The sequence below is a fragment of the Oceanisphaera sp. IT1-181 genome (assembly GCF_033807535.1).
Taxonomy (GTDB): domain Bacteria; phylum Pseudomonadota; class Gammaproteobacteria; order Enterobacterales; family Aeromonadaceae; genus Oceanimonas.
In genome coordinates this window covers 954,520-976,312 of sequence record NZ_CP136856.1, presented here as the reverse complement: position 1 = coordinate 976,312, position 21,793 = coordinate 954,520, and the positions used below count along the sequence as shown (strand labels likewise).

Annotated in this window: 16 protein-coding genes; 3 read left to right on the top strand and 13 right to left on the bottom strand. The window is 49.8% G+C overall.

Annotation, left to right across the window (positions count from 1 at the left end; translation table 11 throughout):
• Window positions 1-74: 74 nt before the first annotated feature.
• The 3 genes from modC to modA form a co-directional block, all read right to left on the bottom strand.
• Window positions 75-1,184 carry a molybdenum ABC transporter ATP-binding protein gene (gene modC / locus R0134_RS04525; RefSeq protein WP_319783652.1) on the bottom strand — a complete coding sequence of 370 codons (1,110 nt, stop codon included), beginning with the start codon at window positions 1,182-1,184 and terminating at the stop codon, window positions 75-77.
• Window positions 1,181-1,858 (bottom strand): molybdate ABC transporter permease subunit, encoded by a 678-nt coding sequence (modB, locus tag R0134_RS04520; protein WP_227875188.1) that lies wholly within the window; start codon window positions 1,856-1,858, stop codon window positions 1,181-1,183. Before modB ends, modC begins: the two co-directional genes overlap by 4 nt.
• A gap of 152 nt (window positions 1,859-2,010) precedes the next feature.
• Window positions 2,011-2,820 (bottom strand): molybdate ABC transporter substrate-binding protein, encoded by an 810-nt coding sequence (gene modA / locus R0134_RS04515; RefSeq protein ID WP_319783651.1) that lies wholly within the window; start codon window positions 2,818-2,820, stop codon window positions 2,011-2,013.
• Window positions 2,821-2,986: 166 nt separating this feature from the next.
• Here modA and R0134_RS04510 point away from each other — a divergent pair, with 166 nt between their 5' ends.
• Window positions 2,987-3,793: a TOBE domain-containing protein gene (locus tag R0134_RS04510; RefSeq protein ID WP_319783650.1), complete on the top strand. Its 807-nt coding sequence runs from the start codon at window positions 2,987-2,989 to the stop codon at window positions 3,791-3,793.
• Between the two features lie 109 nt (window positions 3,794-3,902).
• Here the strand turns inward: R0134_RS04510 and acnA are convergent, their stop codons facing one another.
• Entirely contained in the window at window positions 3,903-6,653 is a 2,751-nt protein-coding gene (acnA, locus tag R0134_RS04505) for an aconitate hydratase AcnA (protein ID WP_319783649.1), read from the bottom strand.
• A 320-nt stretch (window positions 6,654-6,973) separates the two neighbouring features.
• On the opposite strand from acnA, the gene rimK reads away from it, so the two are divergent.
• Both rimK and R0134_RS04495 read left to right on the top strand, forming a co-directional pair.
• The gene (gene rimK / locus R0134_RS04500; RefSeq protein ID WP_319783648.1) at window positions 6,974-7,876 is read left to right on the top strand and encodes a 30S ribosomal protein S6--L-glutamate ligase; all 903 of its coding nucleotides are present in this window, start codon (window positions 6,974-6,976) and stop codon (window positions 7,874-7,876) included.
• Window positions 7,876-8,895: a succinylglutamate desuccinylase/aspartoacylase family protein gene (locus R0134_RS04495; protein WP_319783647.1), complete on the top strand. Its 1,020-nt coding sequence runs from the start codon at window positions 7,876-7,878 to the stop codon at window positions 8,893-8,895. Before rimK ends, R0134_RS04495 begins: the two co-directional genes overlap by 1 nt.
• Before the next feature lie 139 nt (window positions 8,896-9,034).
• Here R0134_RS04495 and serA read toward each other — a convergent pair whose 3' ends face one another.
• The 9 genes from serA to R0134_RS04450 all read right to left on the bottom strand — a co-directional run bounded on the left by serA (window position 9,035) and on the right by R0134_RS04450 (window position 21,658).
• Complete coding sequence (gene serA / locus R0134_RS04490) at window positions 9,035-10,264, bottom strand: phosphoglycerate dehydrogenase (RefSeq protein ID WP_319783646.1); 1,230 nt, start codon at window positions 10,262-10,264, stop codon at window positions 9,035-9,037.
• 251 nt (window positions 10,265-10,515) lie between these two features.
• The gene (locus tag R0134_RS04485) at window positions 10,516-11,229 is read right to left on the bottom strand and encodes an SIMPL domain-containing protein (RefSeq protein WP_319783645.1); all 714 of its coding nucleotides are present in this window, start codon (window positions 11,227-11,229) and stop codon (window positions 10,516-10,518) included.
• A gap of 56 nt (window positions 11,230-11,285) precedes the next feature.
• Complete coding sequence (locus tag R0134_RS04480; RefSeq protein ID WP_319783644.1) at window positions 11,286-11,411, bottom strand: hypothetical protein; 126 nt, start codon at window positions 11,409-11,411, stop codon at window positions 11,286-11,288.
• A 144-nt stretch (window positions 11,412-11,555) separates the two neighbouring features.
• Entirely contained in the window at window positions 11,556-13,463 is a 1,908-nt protein-coding gene (locus R0134_RS04475; RefSeq protein ID WP_319783643.1) for an EAL domain-containing protein, read from the bottom strand.
• Between the two features lie 306 nt (window positions 13,464-13,769).
• The gene (gene fbaA, locus R0134_RS04470; RefSeq protein ID WP_319783642.1) at window positions 13,770-14,849 is read right to left on the bottom strand and encodes a class II fructose-bisphosphate aldolase; all 1,080 of its coding nucleotides are present in this window, start codon (window positions 14,847-14,849) and stop codon (window positions 13,770-13,772) included.
• A 93-nt stretch (window positions 14,850-14,942) separates the two neighbouring features.
• Window positions 14,943-16,106 carry a phosphoglycerate kinase gene (locus tag R0134_RS04465; RefSeq protein WP_319783641.1) on the bottom strand — a complete coding sequence of 388 codons (1,164 nt, stop codon included), beginning with the start codon at window positions 16,104-16,106 and terminating at the stop codon, window positions 14,943-14,945.
• A 48-nt stretch (window positions 16,107-16,154) separates the two neighbouring features.
• Window positions 16,155-17,174 carry an erythrose-4-phosphate dehydrogenase gene (gene epd, locus R0134_RS04460; RefSeq protein WP_319783640.1) on the bottom strand — a complete coding sequence of 340 codons (1,020 nt, stop codon included), beginning with the start codon at window positions 17,172-17,174 and terminating at the stop codon, window positions 16,155-16,157.
• A 585-nt stretch (window positions 17,175-17,759) separates the two neighbouring features.
• Complete coding sequence (locus R0134_RS04455; RefSeq protein WP_319783639.1) at window positions 17,760-19,133, bottom strand: MFS transporter; 1,374 nt, start codon at window positions 19,131-19,133, stop codon at window positions 17,760-17,762.
• Window positions 19,134-19,477: 344 nt separating this feature from the next.
• Complete coding sequence (locus tag R0134_RS04450) at window positions 19,478-21,658, bottom strand: malate synthase G (RefSeq protein ID WP_319783638.1); 2,181 nt, start codon at window positions 21,656-21,658, stop codon at window positions 19,478-19,480.
• Window positions 21,659-21,793: the final 135 nt, after the last annotated feature.

The window sequence follows — 21,793 nt, the reverse complement described above, 5'->3', positions numbered from 1 at the left end:
TTATCGGCTTGCATGTTCTTCCTAGTAAGCAGCCGTTAAAAAAGCAGCTCTAATATCATAGGTAACACCAACACTCACACTAACAGCGCCGCCGCTTTGATGAGCGCATAACAGTTGCTGCCCACTTTTAAATCCAACTGAGCAACAGAATAAGCAGAGAGCTGCGCCGGTATTTGCTCTCCGCCCCTTAAACTTAAACGCAACAGCATCCGCCCTTGGCCCGTGTCTATCATGCTCACCACTTGAGCGGGTAACTGATTAACGATAGAAATGCCGGTCACCGGCGCTAACGCCACGCTGACATCACTGGCTAAAATACGCAGCCGCCCCGCACCAATTACAGCTCCATCATGGCCAGTCAGCCAGATCCGCCCCGCCCCTGCATCACTTAACTCATCAACATCGGTCTCATCATTACCTGTCCCATAATCAAAAGGCACGCGGCCATCGGGTAGGCTTGGGCGCAATTGCCCACTAATAATGCCCGCGACTTCATCATCTTTGTATAACAGGCTGTGAGGGCGAGCCAGCGCTTGCTGTAAGCTGTCGTTATGCTTTATTTGGCCTTGATCCATTAATAACACCCGATCCGCTAAGCGCTCCACTTCTTCAGGTGCATGGGTCACGTAAAATACCGGCACCTTTGCTTGAGCCGATAAATGCTCTAACAAGGGCAGTATTTCGCGTTTCGCTTTACCATCCAATGCAGACAGCGGTTCATCCAGTAATAACAACTCAGGGCTACTCAATAAAGCGCGGCCAATGGCAACCCGCTGGCGTTGACCGCCGGATAATTCAGCGGCCCCTTGAGCGAGTAACGGCGTTAAGCCCAGCCAGTCGATAATTTGCTCTTTATCATCGCGCCGCAGTGCCTGGGGTAAGCGGCGCCAGCCATATTCTAAATTGCGCTGTACCGACAAATGGGCAAATAAGCTCGCCTCTTGAAACACATAACCCAAGCGACGTTTGTGAGTCGGGACAAATAATTGTTGATCTTGCCAACATTGTTCGCCGAGCCAAAAGTGTCCTGGGCAGCGCTCAAGGCCCGCCATGGCACGTAACAGCGTGGTTTTTCCACAACCAGAAGGGCCAAATAAGGCGGTCACGCCCTGTGCTGGCAATTCAAAATTTACGTCCAGCGTAAAGCGCGCCCGCTGTACCTTAAACGCCGCCTTAATGGTCATATACGCACCACCGCAAAACGTCGATTAAGCGCATACACCGCCAATAAAATTGTAAACGATAGCACTAATAATAAGCCCGACAATACATGCGCCTGCCCGTATTGCAGGGTTTCTACGTGGTCATAAATGGCGATGGACACTACTTGGGTCACGCCCGGCAGATTGCCGCCTATCATCAATACCACGCCAAACTCCCCCAAGGTGTGGGCAAAACCCAACACAATGGCGGTTAAAAAACCATTCCGCGCTAAGGGCACCACCACCGTAAAAAAGCGGTCCAGCGGCGAGGCTCGCAAGGTGGCCGCCACCTCTAACGGTCGCTGGCCAATGCTAGTAAACGCGCCTTGCAATGGCTGCACCACAAACGGCAACGAGTAAAAAGCAGAGCCGATAACGAGACCGGTAAAACTAAACGCCAGCGTGCCGCCCCCCAAGGCGATGGACGCCTTACCAAAGATGCCATTAGGGCCCAGCGCCAGCAGCAAATAAAAACCCAGCACTACCGGCGGCAATACCAGCGGCAAAGCCACCATGGCTTCGATGGCGGTCTTAAAACGACTTTGGGTCTGGCTCAACCACCAAGCCAGCGGCATGCCAATAATAAGCAGCACCACCACAGTAATGCCGGCCAAGCGCAAGGTGACCAGCAAAGCGGTAATGTCATCTGGAGACAGAGACATCCTTCTTCCTTTTTCTTAACGCCAATATGAAAGCTAAAAACTAAAGAATATTTTTGCCACGCTATACACGGACTAAATATCGGTTCGACCGCTCCCTTACTCTTTAGCCCTTACAAGAAATTCATCTTTAGCTGATAGCTTACCGCTTATGGCTTAACGCTGTCCGAAGGACTGATGCTGTAACCGTAAGACTGGATCACCGCCGCCGCTTCTGGTGAGCGAAGATAATCGAGCAGCTCACGAGCCGGAGCATTATCTTTTAATAATACCGCCTGCTGTACAATAGGGTCGTACATCTCTGTGGGCACTTCCCAATAAGAGCCACCAGTGAAAGCATCATCTTTAAACACTTGTGACTTGGCCACAAAGCCCAGCTGCGCGTTCTCGCTGTACACATACTGGTAGGCTTGGCCTATGTTCTCACCACGTACCATTTTCGGCTGCAGTTGATCCCAAAATCCCAGCTTTTCTAAGGTTTGCTGTGCCGCGCGGCCATAAGGGGCCGTCTTGGGATTAGCGATGGATATATGGCTAAATGCTTGCTTTTTTAGCACGCTCTGAGCTTTATCGGTCTGACCTTTATCAAACTGTCCCTTATCAAATAAGGCCTCATCCGCACTCCACAACACCAAGCTGCCTAGAGCATAAGTGAAACGGGTATCGGCGATGGACACCCCTTCTTCATCCAGCAAAGTCGGCGTCTTTTCATCTGCCGCCAGAAAAACATCATAAGGTGCACCGTTTTTAATCTGCGCATACAGCTTGCCGGTCGCCCCCGAGGATACAGACACTTTATGACCGCTTTGCTTGCCAAACTCTTCACCCAGTTGCTTGATTACATCAGTAAAGTTAGCGGCCACGGCCACGCGAATCTCAGCGGCTGACACGGGTGCCGACAACAATGCTGAACAGCCGAGCGCTATAAATAATAACGATAAACCCGATGCTTTTTTCATCTATTATTCCATCCACTGGTTATATAAAAGAATGCACATCGCTTACACCTTATCGTTATGTAATTATAAACACAACGAAAACAGCTAGTGAGAATGGCCAAGCGAATTATTTGCCGAGCCAACTTCGCTTAACCACAATAGCGCGAGTTACTTTTAAGGATGCATCATGGATCTGCAAATATCATTGACCCTGCACAGCCAGCAACAACTGTTTGTGAACCCCAGACGCATCCGCTTACTCGAGCAAATTCGTGTCCATGGCTCCATTAGCCAAGGCGCTAAGGCCGCAGGCATCAGTTATAAGTCCGCATGGGACGCCATCAAAGACATGAATATCTTGGCCGAGCATCCGGTGCTAAGCAGCGAAACAGGCGGCAAAGGCGGTGGTGGTGCCGCGCTGACGCCATATGGTGAGCGATTATTAAAAATTTACAGTTTGCTCACTCAGATAGAACGCATGGCTGTGGATGCGCTACAAGATGACACCACCTCGCTGGATAGTTTGTTGTCAGTAGTAGCGCGATTTTCCTTACAAACCAGTGCCCGCAATCAATTTTTTGCCAAAGTCAGTGCTCTGGATTTAAGTGATCTGAGTGGTAAAGTCTGCTTAACGCTAGATGGCGACACTTCCTTGTACGCCGACATAACCGCCGCTAGCTGTGCACGTTTAGGATTGGAAGCTAAGAAAGAAGTCTTAGCGCTGATTAAGGCACCATGGGTAAGCCTCACCAAAGACCCCCTTCAAGTCCCTAAAGGCGATAATGTATTGGCAGGCATTATTAGTGAAGTATTAGTCGGCGAGGAGTTTGATGAGGTACTGCTGCAATTAGAGATAGGTGAAGCTTTGTGTGCCCAACTGCCGCACCATAGCGAGCAAACTACAGCTAACCATCAAGCCATAATTTGGCACCCAGGCGATTTAGCCTACGCCCACTTTTCACCGGCTCAGGTGATCTTAGCCACGCTGGGATAAGACAGAGCCAAGCTAAAAAGAACAAAAAAAGCACCGAGCCTTTAGGTTCGGTGCTTTTGATTTAGTTTTGAGCTTAATTTCTAGCTTACAGCTTCAAACTTATCGCTAGTTATTCCAGCATATGCCTGATCACGTAGTGCAAGATGCCGCCGTGCTGGTAGTAGGTCAGCTCATTGCTGGTATCGATACGACACCGCACTTGAGATTCTTGGCTACTGCCATCTGCGCGCTCAATCACCACGGTCAGCGTTTTGCCGGGGCTTAAGTCGTTCAAGCCTTTGATGCTTAACAGCTCATCTCCTTTCAAGCCTAAGCTTTCGGCGGTATCGCTGATAAACTCCAGCGGCACTACGCCCATGCCGATCAGGTTTGAGCGGTGAATGCGTTCATAGGACTCAGCAATTACAGCCCGTACCCCAAGTAACAAGGTTCCTTTTGCTGCCCAATCGCGACTGGAGCCAGTGCCGTATTCTTTACCGGCTACTACCACCAAAGGCACGCCTTCGTCTTGATAGCGTATGGCCGCATCATAAATCGAACACTGCTCATTGCTGGGGTAGTGGCGCGTTTCGCCGCCTTCCACATTTTCTAGCATAAGGTTACGAATACGAATATTGCCAAAGGTGCCGCGCATCATGACTTCGTGGTTACCGCGGCGTGAGCCGTAGGAGTTAAAGTCTTTTTCTTCAATGCCTAAAGATTGCAGATAGTGCCCCGCCGGACTGTCGGCCTTAATGCTGCCTGCCGGTGAGATATGGTCGGTAGTCACAGAGTCACCGAGGATGGCCAGTAATCTCGCCCCCTTAATGTCGGCCACAGGCTCAGGCGTTTTTTCCATGGTTTGGAAAAACGGCGGATGCTGGATATAGCTGGAATCTGCCTGCCAGTTAAAGGTAGCGCTTTGCTCCACTTTAATGGCGCGCCAGTGCTCATCGCCCTCAAAAACCGCCGCATATTCTTTATGGAACATGTCGCTGGTCACTAACTGTACCGCATCGGCAATGGCTTGTTGCGATGGCCAAATATCTTTCAAGTAAATCGGCTGACCTTGCGGGTCCTTACCCAGCGGCTCTGTGGTGATGTCCACATTCATGCTGCCCGCCAGCGCATAGGCGACCACTAACGGCGGCGAGCCCAACCAATTGGATTTCACCAATGGATGAATACGGCCTTCAAAGTTACGGTTGCCCGATAACACTGCTGCCACCGTCATATCATTTTTCTTAATGGCCTCTTCAATCGGATCTGGCAAGGGACCTGAGTTACCAATACAGGTAGTACAACCGTAGCCGACCAAATAGAAACCGAGCTGCTCCAAATAGGGCATCAATCCGGCGGCAATTAAATAATCCGTGACCACCTTGGAGCCAGGGGCTAATGACGTTTTCACCCAAGGAGCCCGCGTTAAGCCTTTTTCTACCGCCGCTTTAGCTAGCAGACCGGCTGCCATCAACACGCTAGGGTTAGAGGTGTTAGTACAAGAGGTAATGGCGGCAATCACTACGGCCCCCTCTTCCAGCTGATAGTTATTACCGTTCATGCAAAATTGAGCGCTGGTTAATGATTGCTCGACCGCCACCGCGGTTTGTCCACCTTCGTTTTCTAAGCGCGTCTTTGACTCTGCGCTGGGCTCAACCCTAAGCTCGCGGCTTAAACTAAACGCCTGCGGCACTTGCGATAATTCGACTCTGTCTTGCGGACGTTTGGGGCCCGCTAAGCAGGCGGTGACCGTGCCCATATCCAGACTCATTGTATCGCTGAATGTTGGCTCGTCACCTGCGTGGCGCCATAAACCTTGCGCCTTGCTGTAAGCTTCAACCAGCTCAACTTGCTCAGCGCTACGACCGGTCAGCGTTAAGTAACGCAGGGTTTCTTCATCCACCGGGAAGAAGCCACAGGTCGCGCCATATTCTGGCGCCATGTTGGCGATGGTCGCCCTATCCGCCAATGGTAGCGTGGCTAAACCATCACCGTAGAACTCCACAAATTTACCCACCACGCCACGATCACGCAGCATTTTTACCACCGTTAAGACTAAGTCGGTGGCGGTAATGCCCTCGCGTAATTGGCCGGTGAGTTTAAAGCCCATTACTTCTGGGATCAGCATAGAAATCGGCTGGCCCAGCATGGCCGCTTCCGCTTCAATGCCGCCCACGCCCCAACCCAGTATGCCGAGGGCGTTAATCATGGTGGTGTGTGAGTCGGTACCCACTAGGGTATCTGGGCACACGACCGTATCTGTGCCGACTTGCTGTTGCCAGACCGTTTGGCCTAAGTATTCGAGGTTAACCTGATGGCAAATACCGGTACCCGGTGGCACCACTTTGAAGTTATCAAAGGTTTGCTGGCCCCAGCGTAAAAAGGCATAACGCTCGCCATTACGCGCCATTTCCATGTCGACGTTGGTGTCAAAAGCCTGATCACTGGCAAAGGCGTCCACCATGACCGAGTGGTCAATCACCAAGTCAACCGCCGACAGCGGATTAACCTGCTCGGCTTTGCCACCTAAACGTTGCACCGCATCGCGCATGGCGGCCAAATCCACCACCGCCGGCACGCCGGTAAAGTCTTGCATTAACACCCGCACCGGGCGAAAGGCAATTTCCCGAGTCGAGCGCGCATCTTTTAGCCACTCATGCATGGCCTCAATATCTTGAGCCGTGACGGTGTCGCTATCTAAGTTGCGTACCAAGTTCTCAGTCAGTACTTTTAAGGATTTGGGTAGCTCAGAAATGGCGTTAGCGTGGTCAAGCTTTGCTAAGCTGTAATAAAGATAAGCATGCTGACCCACAGTCAGCGTGTCTATATAACGTGAGTTAGAAGATGGATTGTTGGATGCAGTTAGATCAGTAGACATCATTTCCTCCTAGCGATGGAAACGGCTAGCGTTAGTAGCTAGCTCTGTATGACACCATTTAGACACAGTCCCGCAGACAATGAAAGCCCAATGCCTGCGGGGATTTGTTATTATGACTAACTTAACCGTAGGCCATTACCGATAAGTTAAGCACCTATTCAATTTTTTTTGTGCCCAGACCGGTTTTTTCTTGATGGCGCTCAGCGCATTGTTAGCGTAAATAGTGCGAATAATTAGTGCAAATAGTAAGAAACAATCAGGATAGTTAACCGGGCCTGCAGTCATAGTTCACCTCACAACGTATAGAGAGCCTCACCACACCCATGAAAATCGCTATTCTGTCTCGCAATGCCTCCCTTTATTCTACCCGTCGCTTACGCGAGGCTGCCGAAGCTCGCGGCCATGAGGTGCGCGTTATTGATGCCCTCAAGTGTTATATGAACATCAATGATAATAAGCCCTCCATTCACTACCACGGTAAAGAGCTGGAACAGTTTGACGCCATCATTCCCCGCATTGGCGCCAGTGTGACCTTTTACGGCAGTGCCGTATTGCGACAGTTTGAAATGATGAACTGCTACTCGCTGAATCACTCGGCAGCCATCAGCCGTTCACGGGATAAACTGCGCTCCTTGCAGCTGTTGTCAGGCCAAGGGGTCGGCATGCCCGTCACCGGCTTTGCTTGCAAACCTGACGATGTGCCGGATCTTATCGATATGGTGGGTGGCGCGCCGCTCGTGATCAAGCTACTTGAGGGTACGCAAGGCATTGGCGTGGTATTGGCAGAAACCCGCAAGGCCGCAGAGAGCGTACTAGAAGCCTTTATGGGCTTAAAAGCCAATATTATGGTGCAGGAATTTATTGAAGAAGCCGGTGGTGCTGATATTCGCTGTTTCGTGCTCGGCGATAAAGTGATTGCCGCCATGAAGCGCCAAGCCAAAGAAGGTGAGTTTCGCTCTAACTTGCACCGCGGCGGTGCCGCCGAGCTTATTCGTATTACGCCAGAAGAGCGTAAAACCGCCATTGCTTCCGCCAAGGCCATGGGCTTAAGCGTAGCGGGTGTGGATTTATTGCGCTCTAAGCGTGGGCCTTTGGTAATGGAAGTTAACTCATCACCGGGTTTGCAAGGTATTGAAGTGGCCACCGGCAAAGATGTAGCCGACATGATGATCGATTACATTGAAAAGCACAGCCACAAGAAATCCAAAACTCGCGAGCGTGGCTAATGACGGCACCCTTTACGTTAGCGGGTATTGAAGTCGCACCAGGCCAGCGCAAGGTGCTGCAGTTAGCTTTGGCTCAACTGTATACCCAGTCGCCATTAACGGTGCCGCTGGAGATTATTCACGGTAAGCATCCCGGTCCCGTGCTGCTGATTTGTGCTGCCATTCATGGGGATGAGCTCAACGGCATTGAGATCGTCAATCAAGTGCTGAGCCGTGTCAATCCGGCGCGCTTAAAGGGCACCCTTATCGCCGTGCCGGTAGTGAATGTGTTTGGCTTTATTAATAAGTCTCGCTACTTACCGGATCGTCGCGATTTAAATCGCTGCTTTCCCGGTAGTGAAAAAGGCTCATTAGGCTCGAGAGTGGCGCATTTTTTTGTCGATCAAATCGTCAGTCATTGCTCGCACATCATCGACTTGCACACGGGTGCCATTCACAGAGCCAACCTGCCGCAAATTCGCGCCAAGTTAGACTGTGATATTACCCGCAGCATGGCAGAAAGCTTTGGCGCACCGGTAATTTTGGATGCCAGTATTCGTGATGGCTCACTGCGCGCCGTGGCCGAGAGCCGTGATATTCCGGTGATTTTATATGAGGCGGGAGAAGCACTGCGCTTTGAGCCGGTGGCCATTAAAGCGGGCACTCGTGGCATTTTAAACGTGATGCGCACCTTAGGCATGCTCAAACCCACGGTAAAAAAAGCACAGATGAACACCATGATTGCCAAGTCTAGTAACTGGATCCGGGCCGAGCAAGATGGCTTATTGCACCTTAAAGCGCGTTTGGGCGATCGGGTCAGTAAAGGTCAATGCCTGGGTACTATTACTGCCCCCTTAAGCGCCGAAGAGCGGGAAGTGATTGCACCTAAGAGCGGCATTGTTATCGGCTGTTTGACCATGCCGTTAGTCAATGAAGGCGACGCGGTATTTCACATTGCCAGTTTTGATGCGGTTAAGCAGGCAGAGATGAACGTGGAGCGGTTTGTGGATGAAATGGATATTCAACCACCTAGCTTTTAAGCGGCTTAATTTTTAGCGGCAAATGAATAATTTTAGAGATGAAAAAGGGGCCAACATGGCCCCTTTTTGCTCACTCACACTGTTACTCACTCAAGCTCTTACTCACTAAACCTGTGTTCACTCAAGCTTAGCAATTATCTTAGTGCACGATACGGGCGCGAATAGTGCCTTCAATGCTGTTCAACTTAATCAGTGCCTGCTCACTTTGTGCCGTTTCTACTTCAATCACCACATAACCAATGGTCGGTGTGGTTTGCAGATACTGAGAAGCAATGTTGATGTTTTCTACAGAAAACGCCTGCACAATCTGGCTCAAAATACCCGGTTTGTTGTGGTGTACGTGCAGCAAACGGCTGGTATTTGGGTGCTCTGGCAACGACACTTCTGGGAAGTTAACCGCAGATAAAGTAGAACCATTATCTGAGTACTTAATCAGTTTGCCTGCTACTTCGTAGCCAATATTTTCCTGTGCTTCTTGGGTAGAGCCACCAATGTGCGGCGTTAAGATCACGTTGTCGAAGTTACGCAGCGGTGACACAAACTCTTCGTCGTTAGACGCAGGCTCAACCGGGAACACATCAATGGCCGCACCGGCAAGGTGCTTAGTGGTGAGCGCACTGGCCAGCGCATCTATGTCCACTACCGTACCCCGTGAGGCGTTGATCAAGATGGAGCCGGGCTTCATCATGGCTAGCTCGGCGGCACCAAACATGTTCTGAGTTTGTGGGGTTTCCGGCACATGCAAGGTCACCACATCAGCCTGACTCAGCAGCTGTTCTAGGTCGTAGACCTGAGTGGCATTACCCAATGACAGCTTGGTTTCAATATCGTAATAAGACACTTGCATGCCAATGCTTTCAGCAATAATGCTCAGCTGAATACCAATGTGGCCATAACCGATAATCGCTAGGCGCTTGCCGCGAGCTTCAAAGGCATGAGTCGCAGTTTTTTGCCATTCGCCACGGTGTGCCTTCGCGTTACGCTCAGGAATACCACGCAACAACAACAGTATTTCGCCCAATACTAATTCGGCCACACTGCGGGTGTTGGAGAAGGGCGCGTTAAATACCGGAATACCGCGAATGGCCGCTGCGTCTAAGTCTACTTGGTTGGTACCGATGCAGAAGCAACCGATGGCCACCAGCTTTTCTGCCACATCCAGTACCGATTCGGTGATCTGGGTGCGAGAGCGCAACCCCACGAAATGTGCGTCTTTTATGCGTTCTTTTAACTCTTCGTCCGTCAATGAGGTCTTTAAATAGTCGATATTGCTGTAACCTGCATTTTTGAACATCTCAACAGCGCCTGTATGTACGCCTTCAAGTAATAAAATTTTAATCTTATCTTTATCTAAAGAGTAGATAGCCATGACCTGTTCCTTTCTGACAGCTGCGTGAGTATGCCTTAAAGTATCAAAAACAGCGGCCTGAGGGAATTTATGTTATCAAAGTCACATTTTTTGATGTTATAAATTTTTTTTGAAGGTTAGCCGAGAAGAATATACTACTTACGGACACTCGTTGACTGACGTTTATTAAGCCATATTTGGCGACTACTTTTCGCATAAAAAAGGGGGACTCATGTCTATGATCCCCCCTCGCATTTTACTTACCTTGACGATTAATTGAGTAAGAACACCATCTGCACTTGGTCGCTAAACTCTATTTCGTTTTGTACATAGCTGGCATCTAGCTCTTCACTGGAGGCCATTTTCGCATCCATCATGCCATAGTGACGCGACGCGGATTGGTGCGGTTGCTGATACTCAATGGCGTAGACCTCGCCTAATTTACGATCCGCCGCCAGGCTAAGCTCTTCTGCAATGGTGCGCGCGTGAGCAACGGCCGCGATACGGGCTTGTTGGCGTAGCTCATTTGCATTGCGGCGGTCGTAACTCACTTGCTGAATATTTTGTACGCCCTGCACTAAAATGGTGTTCAGGGTTTCACTCAGTTTATCGAGATCATATAAGCGCACACTGATTTGGCGTTCCGCTTGATAGCCCAGTAATTTAGGCGGTGCTTGATCTTTGCCGTATTGATAATCGGGCCGCGTGATCACATTACCGCTGTCGATGTCTTTCTTAGTGACGCCTAAACTGGCCAAGTTACTGAATAAAGCCGCCACTTTGGTGTCCACTTCTTCTTTGGCAGCAAGGCTTTCGGGTTTAAGCGCCGTAACCATCACCGTTAAGGTAGCCATATCGGGAGCGACGCGAATTTCAGATTGCCCTTGCGTCATCAAGTGCGCTTTATCGGGGACGGCAATGGCAAAGGCGCTGCTGCTAATGAGTAGCGGCAGTAAGGAGAGAGTGCTCAGGGCTTTGGTGCGCATAAATACGGCCTCATTGTTTAGCGTGTAAAACTAACAGAATTAAAGTATGAGTCATTTCATAAGTCAGGGTGACTATACACGGCTAGCCAATTAAGCACATCGTCCACTGCGGCGGTATTCAAGCCCAGTGTGTCAATAGTAGACGCATTAAGCGGTAGCAACAAGCTCTCGGCAACTTGCAAAATATCCTCCACGTTTATCGTTACGGCTCTGGTGACGGACTCAGGCTCTGCCGATAGCAAAGACGATGACTAAAACTATTAGCATCAATTATAAAGACACAAGCTCAGTCAATTATGCTCATACCGTTCGAAAATTTAGGATAATTAAACCAAAGGCCGTGGCGGGCTCACAAAGCCTTGATAAGCATCCACATAGAGGGTTTGTAAGATGGCCAGCTGCTGCGCGGTTTCGACGCGAGTGGCAATGGTTTGCGCGCCCATATTATGGGCGGCACGACACACGGCAGCTAAAAAAGCCCCATCATAATCGGGCTGTGTCACTTGAGCGCTATAGCCATAATCAAGCTTAACGTAGACGGGCTTTAACTCGCCCAGTTGAGTGAGTAAGTCAAAATGTCGACCAAAATGATCGATGCCCCAGCTCAAGGTCAGTGAGCTAAGGGGCGCTATCAGTGCACTCTTATGCAATAAAAATACACTCTCTGGTAGCTCTAACTGTAATCGCTCACTCACTTGAGTGTGCTGTGATAATAATTGGTTTAAGCTATGCCAAAACTCAGGTTGGCGGCAACTGTATGCAGTGAGGTTAACAGCTAAGCGCAGCTCAGGCTTGGTTGCTAAGTGTTGGAGTGCACGGTTAATAATATGCAGATCTAACTGCTGTCCTAATTTGAATTGCTCCACCATGGCAAGGAAAGACCCGGCGCTATAGCAAGCTTCAGGGGTACGAATAGCAATATATAATTCTTCGTGCAGTAAATGACCATTAACGGCAAACACGGCTTGGCTGCTTAACTCAAATAAATCATCGCGTAACGCAGTTTCAATTAATTGCTTCCACGCCAAACGGCCTAAGCTTGCTTGTGCGCCACCATTTTCGATGACCACAGCGGCAGTATTATCCATTCGCGCCTGACCTAATGCGTTATCAGCACGGGTCAGCAATAAGCTGGCATTATCTTGTGCGGTGATCACAGCAATGCCGACCAAAGATACAGCAGCAGGCGCGGGCTTCACTACTAAATCGCTGATTAAACGATTAACTTCCTCGCCTAATAAAAATAAATGCTCATTATTATATTCGGGTATTAACAGTGCAAACTCTCGGGCAGAAATGCGGGAGATAACATGATCACTATAGCGCTGGCAAAGCTGGCGTAATTGCGCGGCGATCTGTTTGATCATCTGATCTCGAGCCGCAAAACCTTGTTCTTGATCCACCTCTGCTAACATATCGACGGCCACTAGCATGACTGCACCGCGGTTACTTGCACTCAACCAAGACTGAGTTTGAGTAACGAAATAAGCACGATTACCCAACTCAGAAGTAGGATCCCAAAATGCACGACGGCGTAAGCGCTCCGCTTCGTCTGCTTGCTGTTGAAACTGGACACTCAACTTAGTAGACATAGTGTTAATGGCGAAGACCAGTTTCCTTAATTCTCTCGTTTTAGGCAACGGAATAGGCTGATTAATATGACGCTCGGTCACCTGTTCAGCTTGGCGCTCAATGTCATACAGCGGCGCTAACAAGTAACGCAATGCCCACACTAGCAAAGCGGATATCAACAAAAAGCACAGCGCAAACCAAAAGGCTTGGCGACTCATCACTTGCCATAGCTGGTAATAAGCTTGGCCCGCATGTCCTTCAACCGATAATCGGCCAAGCTGTAACCAGCCTGAGGTAAGCGTAGCTTCATGCTTAGCGCCGGAGAATAAATGAAGCTGAGTAAACCAAGTAGGAATACCTTGCACGGGTGCGTCATGCTCACGGCTAATTTGTGTGCCCGCGGCTAACAGATCTAATTGTATTTTCTTATAAAAGCCACCATCAAAAATGGCGTTAATCACCGACTCGGCCCCCACCGCATCACTGGTTTCTAAATAAGGTGTTAAGGCCAAGCCTAAGGCGGTAACCGTATTAATAACGGTGGTTTCTTGCTGGGCGGCCAAATAATTTTTAGTGGCGTTAAACTGCACCGTGTAAACGGTAAGAAATAACATGACGAACAGTAACAACATGGTAAGTATAAGCTGTCGATAGAGTGTCATAGTTAATGGTCCAAATTCATTTTAGGTTTCTGTAACCGGTCGATATCGATGCGGCCACGAACATCACTCCACAGCGATAGTCACCATGATTGGCCCGCAAGCTGCACTCTAAGTTGTCTAATTTCAGCGCCGATTGGCTGTTGTCACCTGCTCACTTTCGCCATCCAATAATGGACACCCAAAACCAGTGCCATTCTTGATTGTTAAGTATCGAGGCGCGCTCGTCAAAGCGAAATTGTGGCTTAATAATAGCAGGCAAAAAAAATACCGGCACAGGGCCGGTATTTAATTAGAAGTAGTACTTACTTAAAGTACGTTAATCGCATTTAACTCGGTAAATGCCTGCTCTAAGCGCGCTATCATTTGGTTTTGACCTTCACGTAACCACACGCGTGGGTCGTAATATTTTTTGTTTGGCTTATCGTCGCCTTCTGGGTTACCAATTTGGCCTTGCAGGTAATCCTGCTTCTCCTTGTAGTAATCCATTACGCCCACCCAAGTCGCCCACTGAGTGTCGGTGTCGATGTTCATCTTGATCACGCCATAACCGATCGATTCTTTGATCTCTGCCGCCGATGAGCCTGAGCCGCCGTGAAACACGAAGTCCAGCGACTTAGCCGGCAACCCAAATTTTTCAGACACATATTTTTGTGAATTATCTAAAATCTTTGGCGTCAGCTTAACGTTACCTGGCTTGTACACGCCATGTACGTTGCCAAACGATGCAGCGATAGTGAACATGTCACTAATAGCGATCAATTTTTCATAGGCATAGGCCACGTCTTCTGGCTGGGTATACAGCAATGAACTGTCCATGCTGGTGTTGTCGACACCGTCTTCTTCGCCGCCAGTGCAACCCAGTTCGATTTCCAGCGTCATGCCAATTTTGCTCATGCGCGCTAAGTACTGGCCGCAGATCTCGATGTTTTCTGCCAAGCTCTCTTCAGAAAGATCGATCATGTGCGAGCTAAACAACGGCTTACCGGTTTGGGCAAAGTGTTTTTCACCGGCATCCAACAAGCCATCAATCCAAGGCAGCAGTTTTTTTGCCGCGTGATCCGTGTGTAAGATCACCGGAATGCCATAGGCTTCGGCCATAGCATGCACATGATGCGCACCTGAGATAGCGCCTAAAATCGCCGCCTGATGCCCTTCCATCTTTAAGCCTTTACCGGCAAAAAATGCTGCGCCACCGTTAGAAAACTGCACCACTACCGGCGCTTTTACCTTGGCGGCAGCTTCTAATACGGCGTTCACCGAATCGGTGCCAACTACGTTTACCGCAGGCAGAGCAAATTCTTGTTGCTTGGCGATAGCAAAGATTTTTTGCATATCGTGACCACACACCACGCCTGGCTTAACCACATCTAAAATTTTCTGGGACATTTCTCGCTCCTCTCTAAAGCATAATCGGTCGCTACAGACGCAGCGCCCGAGATAAATCTGTGTTGGGGTTTAGGTTCGAGCTTTTGTTTAAGCTCAGCCTTTGGCTCTTTGCTCAAGCATAGCTACGGCGGGCAAGGTTTTGCCTTCTACAAACTCAAGAAAAGCACCGCCACCGGTAGAAATATAGGAAATTTGGTCTTTAATGCCGAATAAGTCGATGGCCGCTAAGGTATCTCCGCCGCCCGCAATGGAAAAAGCGTCGCTCTCGGCAATGGCCTTGGCGATGATTTCGGTGCCAGCACGGAAGTTTTCAAACTCAAACACGCCGACTGGGCCATTCCAGATAATGGTTTTGGCATTTTTTAAAATCTCGGCCAGCACGTGAGCGGACTCATCACCGAGATCAAAGATTAGCTCATTATCTTGTACTTCAGACACGTCTTTTACCGTCGCCACTGCGGTGTCAGAAAACTCGGTGGCGGTGCGCACATCGGTGGGCAGCGGAATCGCGCATTTAGCCATCAAACGCTGGGCTTCGGGGATCAAGTCTTTTTCATAGAGCGACTTGCCCACATTATGACCGGCTGCGGCCACAAAGGTATTAGAAATACCGCCACCCACCACTAACTGGTCGGCAATGGTCGACAGAGATTCTAGCACAGTCAGCTTGGTCGAGACTTTCGAGCCGCCCACTACCGCCACTAACGGGCGAGCGGGGTTATCCAAGGCCTTGGCCAGCGCGTTAAGCTCCGCCGACAATAAAGGGCCGGCACAGGCGATGGGCGCAAACTTCGCCACGCCATGAGTGGACGCTTGGGCGCGGTGGGCAGTACCAAAAGCGTCCATCACAAACACATCACATAAAGCTGCATATTGGCGCGATAGCGTTTCGTCGTCTTTTTTCTCGCCCACGTTAAAGCGCACGTTTTCCAATACCACCAGCTCTTGTTCAGCCAGCTCGAGTCCGTTTAAATAATCCGTGGCCAAGCGCACCGGCACGCTCAAGGCTTTTTGTAAATAATCGACCACCGGCTGCAGTGAAAACTCAGCCGAATATTCGCCTTCTGTCGGACGACCTAAATGCGAGGTCACCATCACCTTGGCACCTTGCTCAAGTGCGGCTTTAATGGTGGGCAGTGAGGCCAAAATACGTGCGTCTGAGCTGACTACGCCGTCTTTAATGGGTACGTTTAAATCGGCACGGATCAGCACTCGTTGATGGGCTAAATCGAGCTCACTCATGTTAATGACAGACATTAGGGCGTCCCTTATCTTCAGTTAAATGTAAGGCGGTTAAGTGTGTTTTTAAGCAGATTTTACGGCGTTAAGCCAAGCTAAACTGGTATCCAACATGCGGTTGGCAAAGCCCCATTCATTATCACACCACATCAGCATTTTGATCAGGTTAGCGTCACTGACTCGGGTTTGCGTACCATCAATAATCGACGAATGGGGGTCGTGGTTAAAGTCTACCGACACCAGTGGTGCCTCTGTGTAGCCCAAGATGCCTTTTAATGGACCCAGTGCCGCTTCACGCAGTACTTGGTTTACCGCCTCCACCGTCGCCTTGTGCTCAACCAGCACGCTTAAGTCCATGGCGGTGACGTTAATGGTGGGCACGCGCACTGAGATGGCTTCAAATTTGCCGGCAAAATGCGGCAAGATGCGCTCCACGCCTTTGGCAAGCTTGGTGTCCACCGGAATAATCGACTGACTGGCGGCGCGGGTGCGACGTAAATCCGAATGATAAGCATCAATCACTTGCTGATCGTTCATCGCCGAGTGAATGGTGGTGATATTACCGCATTTAATATTAAACACCCGGTGCAGTGTTTCGATAACCGGCACCACGCAGTTGGTGGTACAAGAGGCATTAGAGACCATGGTCTCAAGGCCTGTTAACTGCTGATGGTTAACACCATAGACGATAGTGGCATCTAGATCGTTATCACCGGGATGCGAAAATAATACTTTTTTGGCACCGGCACTTAAATGACGCTCGGCGTCCGCTCGGCTCGACAATACGCCCGTGCACTCCAGCACCAAGTCTATACCCAGCTCACGCCAGGGTAGTTTCGCCGGATCCGCCTCATGACATAAATGGATAATATCATCGGCAATCTCGAACGCACCGGGTAACAGCGTCACTTCTTCACCAAAGCGACCATGACTGGAGTCATAACGGGTCAGGTGTGCCATGGCTTCTGGCTCAGCCAGCTCATTGATGGCAACAATTTTCATATAAGGCTGCAGGCCACGTTCATAAAAAGCCCGCAATATACTGCGACCTATGCGGCCGTAGCCGTTAATGGCGACTCGGATCATCTAATCTGGTTCCTGCTGAGCTCAAAAGTGCGGCCCACATTGGCGTGGCGCATTATTCAGAGCTCAAGTCTAACGGGGATTCAAAGCAAGGGGAATGGCTGTGGCTGTGATGGGGTGCTAAAAACAACAACCCAGCCGCATTTGCAGCTGGGTTTAAAGTAATAACACCTTTTATGCGCCCTCCAGCGCTAAATCAGTAGGCTCAAGTATAACCCTTGACGGGTCGGCTTGTTGTTGTAGCCAGTACAACAAACTGGCGGGATAACAATCGTCTGCATTCCATATGCAGGGCGTTGTGGTAGCAACAGCAGTATTTTTTTGTGCAACATAGTCCATTATGTAGCCCTCTTACTATTGAGTTGTCGTGATTATCTGTCGTGAGTGTCGGCGAGTTAATCTCAACGCTTAATCTGCAGCCTAGCACTCAAAGTTGACACTGCGATGACAGCGCAACACCCATTAAGCATAGCTAATCACAGCTCTCTTGCCAGCCCTGCACGCAAAGCCGCCCTTTAAGCAGTGGCTGATCAAAGGGCTATTAAGAATGCGGTATTAGTAACTAGTAAAAAGTTTTTAGTAGTGTGGCTAGTGAGGCACCAGTATTGACTCTTCTTCACCTACATCGAGCTCTGGCTCCGGCAAATCTAGCTCCATTTGACAGGCTTGCGCTTGGGCAATTTCTTCTGCTTCTAAGTGCGGATAAATCTCTTCTTCTGGCACATCCACAAACTCTTCGTTTCGCGGATCCAGTTCGCTGATCACACCCACGGTTTCTGCGGAGCTCGGAATATATTGCGCCTGATCTTCCACTTCCACCACTCTGGACTTCAAACGCCACACCCAAGTGTAAGAGCCCAACACAAGCGCGATAGCACCACAGCCATAATACAAACCTTGCGCACCAAACCACGACATCATACTGGAGCTAAACAACGGCCCCAAGGTGCTGCCTAGGCCATAGCTCAGCAGTAAAGTCGTGCTGGCCGCTACTATATGTTGAGCCTCCATGCGGTCATTGGTAATGGCCACTGCCACCGGATAAATAGCCGCCACCATGCCCATATAGAGCGCCGAAAAACCAATTAAAAAGCCCAGATGATAAGGTCCGGCAAATACCACGCCCAGCGCACTTAACGCCACTAAAGCATTAATCCACACCATGATTTTGCTGCGATCTAAGCGGTCGCATAAGCGGCCCAACGGCAAGGCAAAAATAATAAAAGCGAACACGGAAGCGGCCATAAAGTAGGATAACTGCTCCACCTTAAGCCCCACATTAATGGCATAAACCGGTGCCATGGCGTAGAAACTACTGATCAGCATGCCACTGCACAGCGCCGCCAATAAGCCCACGGGCGCCTCTTTAATAATGGCCTTTACGCTGATGCGCTCGTTGTGCTCTATGGTGGGGGCATCCATGCGACTCAATGAGATAGGCACTAAGGCGGCGATCAGCACTATGGCGCCGAGTGTAAAAGGGATATACGCCATAGGGTCAATAAAGCCAATTAATAACTGACCAGCGGTGGCCGCCAAGTAAGTACAAATTTGGTAAGAGAAAAACAACGTGGCGCGGTTATCGTTACTGGCCACAGCGCTAAACCAGCTTTCAATAACAATAAAACAACCGGCCACGGCAATGCCGCCAAAGGCGCGCAACAAAGACCAGAGCAAGATGCTGTCAGTGAGCGGGAAGATCAGCGTCGAGCTGGCCAAGAAGGCACTAAACACGGCGAAGGCGCGAATATGGCCCACTCGCTTAATCACTCTAGGACCATATAAAGAGCCCAACACGAAGCCCACTGAGTAGCACACCATAATGCTACCAATCAGGGTCGGTTCAACGCCTTTAAGACCTAAATTAACGCCGAGCAAGGTCATCACAAAGGTGTTGCCACCCATAAGTAAGAAGACACTGAAAATTAACGCAGACAGCGAAATAACCAAACGTGTAAGCATGCCAACCCTATTCGTAAAGTTAAGTGAGTGAAGTGGTAATAACAATTGCGAAAACAAGTGAAAAATAACAGCTAAGAGTGACAGTATTCACCCAGACTAAACAGCGGCGTGGATAAACTTTCGATGTAAAACGTGAAGGGACGGGTGTTTTGTACCCGCAACAGCGAACCACTATCTTGCCTGTAGAAGAATGGCAGACAGCGTTGGTCACCAGTATCGGCAAACCAGTATTGATGGCGCTTAAATTTTAGGGTGAAAAAAATCCCCAGCTAGGGCTGGGGATTTTTGTGCTCGTCTGACTGTATTCCTCAAACCAAGGGCCTAGGCCAATGAGTCGGGGCGCTTTAAGCCTGTTGGGCTTTCAGCTTACGACGATAAGCGTGCAGCAGTGGCTCAGTATAACCACTTGGCTGAGTGCGACCTTCCAGTACCAAGTCACAAGCCGCTTTAAAGGCGATGCCATCAAAGCTTGGTGCCATATTGGTGTACTTAGTATCACCGGCGTTTTGCTGGTCAACTATGGCGGCCATGCGTTTCATGGACTCCATCACCTGCTCTTCGTTCAAGATACCGTGACGCAACCAGTTAGCAATGTGCTGGGCTGAGATGCGCAAAGTAGCACGGTCTTCCATCAGGCCCACATCATTAATGTCTGGCACTTTGGACACACCCACACCTTGGTCAATCCAACGCACCACATAACCCAACAGACCCTGCGCATTGTTATCCAGTTCATGCTGGATTTCAGCGGCAGTTAGGCTGTCTTTTGCTTCTTGAGTCAGCAAAGGAATGGTCAACAGTGCATTTAAGCTAGCTGCTTCGCGAGACTTCAGCTCGTCTTGACGGTCATGCACATTCACCTGATGGTAATGGGTAGCGTGCAAGGTAGCGGCCGTTGGCGAAGGTACCCAAGCGGTGTTAGCACCGGCTAAGGGATGCACAATTTTGGTTTCGAGCATTTCGGCCATTTTATCTGGAATCGCCCACATGCCTTTACCAATTTGTGCTTTGCCTTGTAAGCCCGTTGCCAAACCCACATCTACGTTGTTATTTTCGTAGGCGCTGAGCCAGGCTTGCTTGCGCATGTTGCCTTTGCGTACCACAGGGCCCGCTTCCATGCTGGTGTGAATTTCATCACCAGTACGGTCGAGGAAGCCGGTGTTAATAAACACCGCACGTTCTTTCGCTTCGGCAATACAGGCCTTGAGGTTAACACTGGTGCGGCGCTCTTCGTCCATAATACCCACTTTCAGAGTATTGTGGCTCAAGCCCAGCACTTGCTCGGTGCGCTCAAACAGCTCACAAGCAAAGGCTACTTCTTCAGGACCGTGCATCTTCGGCTTAACAATGTATACACTGCCAGTGCGCGAGTTACGGAACTCGCTGTTGCCTTTCAAGTCGTGCATCGCAATCAGGCTGGTAACCATGGCATCAAGAATACCTTCTGGTATTTCATTGCCGTCTTTGTCCAGTACCGCTTCGTTGGTCATCAAGTGACCCACGTTACGTACGAACAACAAGCTACGGCCATGTAAGCTGAAGGCTTCACCGTTGGGCGCTAAGTACTCGCGGTCCGGGTTCAGGCTACGAGTGAACTCTTTATCGCCTTTTTTGATCTTCTCGGTCAGGGTACCCTTCATTAGGCCCAACCAATTGCGATACACTCCCACTTTGTCTTCTGCATCAACGGCGGCGATGGAATCTTCGCAGTCCATGATGGTAGATAACGCAGCTTCCAGCACTAAGTCTTTAATACCGGCTTTGTCAGTCGCGCCCACTTGGCTATTAGGGTCGAATTGCAGTTCGATATGAATGCCGTTGTTTCGGATCAATACCGAGCTGGGAGCGGCGGTGTCGCCGTTATAACCCACAAACTTGCTGTTATCAGCTAAGCTCGTCACTTCGCCATTTTCCAGCGTAATCTGCAGTGCACCGTTTACGATGGCGTAAGTGGTCGCGTCTGCGTGGCTGCCCACTGCTAAAGGTGCGGCTTGGTTCAGCAGATTGCGACCCCAAGCGACTACTTTAGCGGCGCGAGCTGGATTAAAATCTTTGGTTTTTTCTGCGCCATCTTTATCAGAAATAGCGTCACTGCCGTAAAGGGCGTCATACAAGCTACCCCAACGAGCGTTCGCGGCATTGAGCGCGAAGCGAGCATTGTTCACAGGTACCACCAGTTGCGGGCCGGCTAAGGTAGCCAGTTCAGCGTCAACATTAGTAGTGGTAATGGTGAAGTCTGCTGCAGCCGGCAATAAATAGCCGATGTCAGTTAAGAACTTCTTGTAAGTTGCCGCATCAAACGAAGAACCGGCATTAGCCTGGTGCCATTCATCGATTTGGTGTTGCAAGGCTTCCCGCTTTTCTAGCAGAGCGCGGTTTTTAGGAGCCAAATCGTTAACGATCTGTTCCATACCTGCCCAAAATGCTGCTGGCTCAACACCAGTGCCGGGAATAATTTCGTTTACTACCAGATCATGAAGAACGGTAGCAACTTGTAAAGTGCCGAGATGAGTACGTTCCGTCATATTTTTCTTCTTCTATTCTAGTTGTCAGTAGTGTGTTTAAGACCGATTACTAACCCTAATCGCTTGGTTTCATAGTTTACCCCTTGTAGGGAGTCAGAGGCAAAAATGAATTGCTATTAGTAACAGCGCAATCTA

Excerpts from the sequence above, each read along its gene's own strand:
- modC (WP_319783652.1), bottom strand. The coding sequence starts at position 1,184 with ATGACCATTAAGGCGGCGTTTAAGGTACAGCGGGCGCGCTTTACGCTG.
- modA (WP_319783651.1), bottom strand. The coding sequence starts at position 2,820 with ATGAAAAAAGCATCGGGTTTATCGTTATTATTTATAGCGCTCGGCTGT.
- R0134_RS04510 (WP_319783650.1), top strand. The coding sequence starts at position 2,987 with ATGGATCTGCAAATATCATTGACCCTGCACAGCCAGCAACAACTGTTT.
- acnA (WP_319783649.1), bottom strand. The coding sequence starts at position 6,653 with ATGATGTCTACTGATCTAACTGCATCCAACAATCCATCTTCTAACTCA.
- rimK (WP_319783648.1), top strand. The coding sequence starts at position 6,974 with ATGAAAATCGCTATTCTGTCTCGCAATGCCTCCCTTTATTCTACCCGT.
- R0134_RS04495 (WP_319783647.1), top strand. The coding sequence starts at position 7,876 with ATGACGGCACCCTTTACGTTAGCGGGTATTGAAGTCGCACCAGGCCAG.
- serA (WP_319783646.1), bottom strand. The coding sequence starts at position 10,264 with ATGGCTATCTACTCTTTAGATAAAGATAAGATTAAAATTTTATTACTT.
- R0134_RS04485 (WP_319783645.1), bottom strand. The coding sequence starts at position 11,229 with ATGCGCACCAAAGCCCTGAGCACTCTCTCCTTACTGCCGCTACTCATT.
- R0134_RS04475 (WP_319783643.1), bottom strand. The coding sequence starts at position 13,463 with ATGACACTCTATCGACAGCTTATACTTACCATGTTGTTACTGTTCGTC.
- fbaA (WP_319783642.1), bottom strand. The coding sequence starts at position 14,849 with ATGTCCCAGAAAATTTTAGATGTGGTTAAGCCAGGCGTGGTGTGTGGT.
- R0134_RS04465 (WP_319783641.1), bottom strand. The coding sequence starts at position 16,106 with ATGTCTGTCATTAACATGAGTGAGCTCGATTTAGCCCATCAACGAGTG.
- epd (WP_319783640.1), bottom strand. The coding sequence starts at position 17,174 with ATGATCCGAGTCGCCATTAACGGCTACGGCCGCATAGGTCGCAGTATA.
- R0134_RS04455 (WP_319783639.1), bottom strand. The coding sequence starts at position 19,133 with ATGCTTACACGTTTGGTTATTTCGCTGTCTGCGTTAATTTTCAGTGTC.
- R0134_RS04450 (WP_319783638.1), bottom strand. The coding sequence starts at position 21,658 with ATGACGGAACGTACTCATCTCGGCACTTTACAAGTTGCTACCGTTCTT.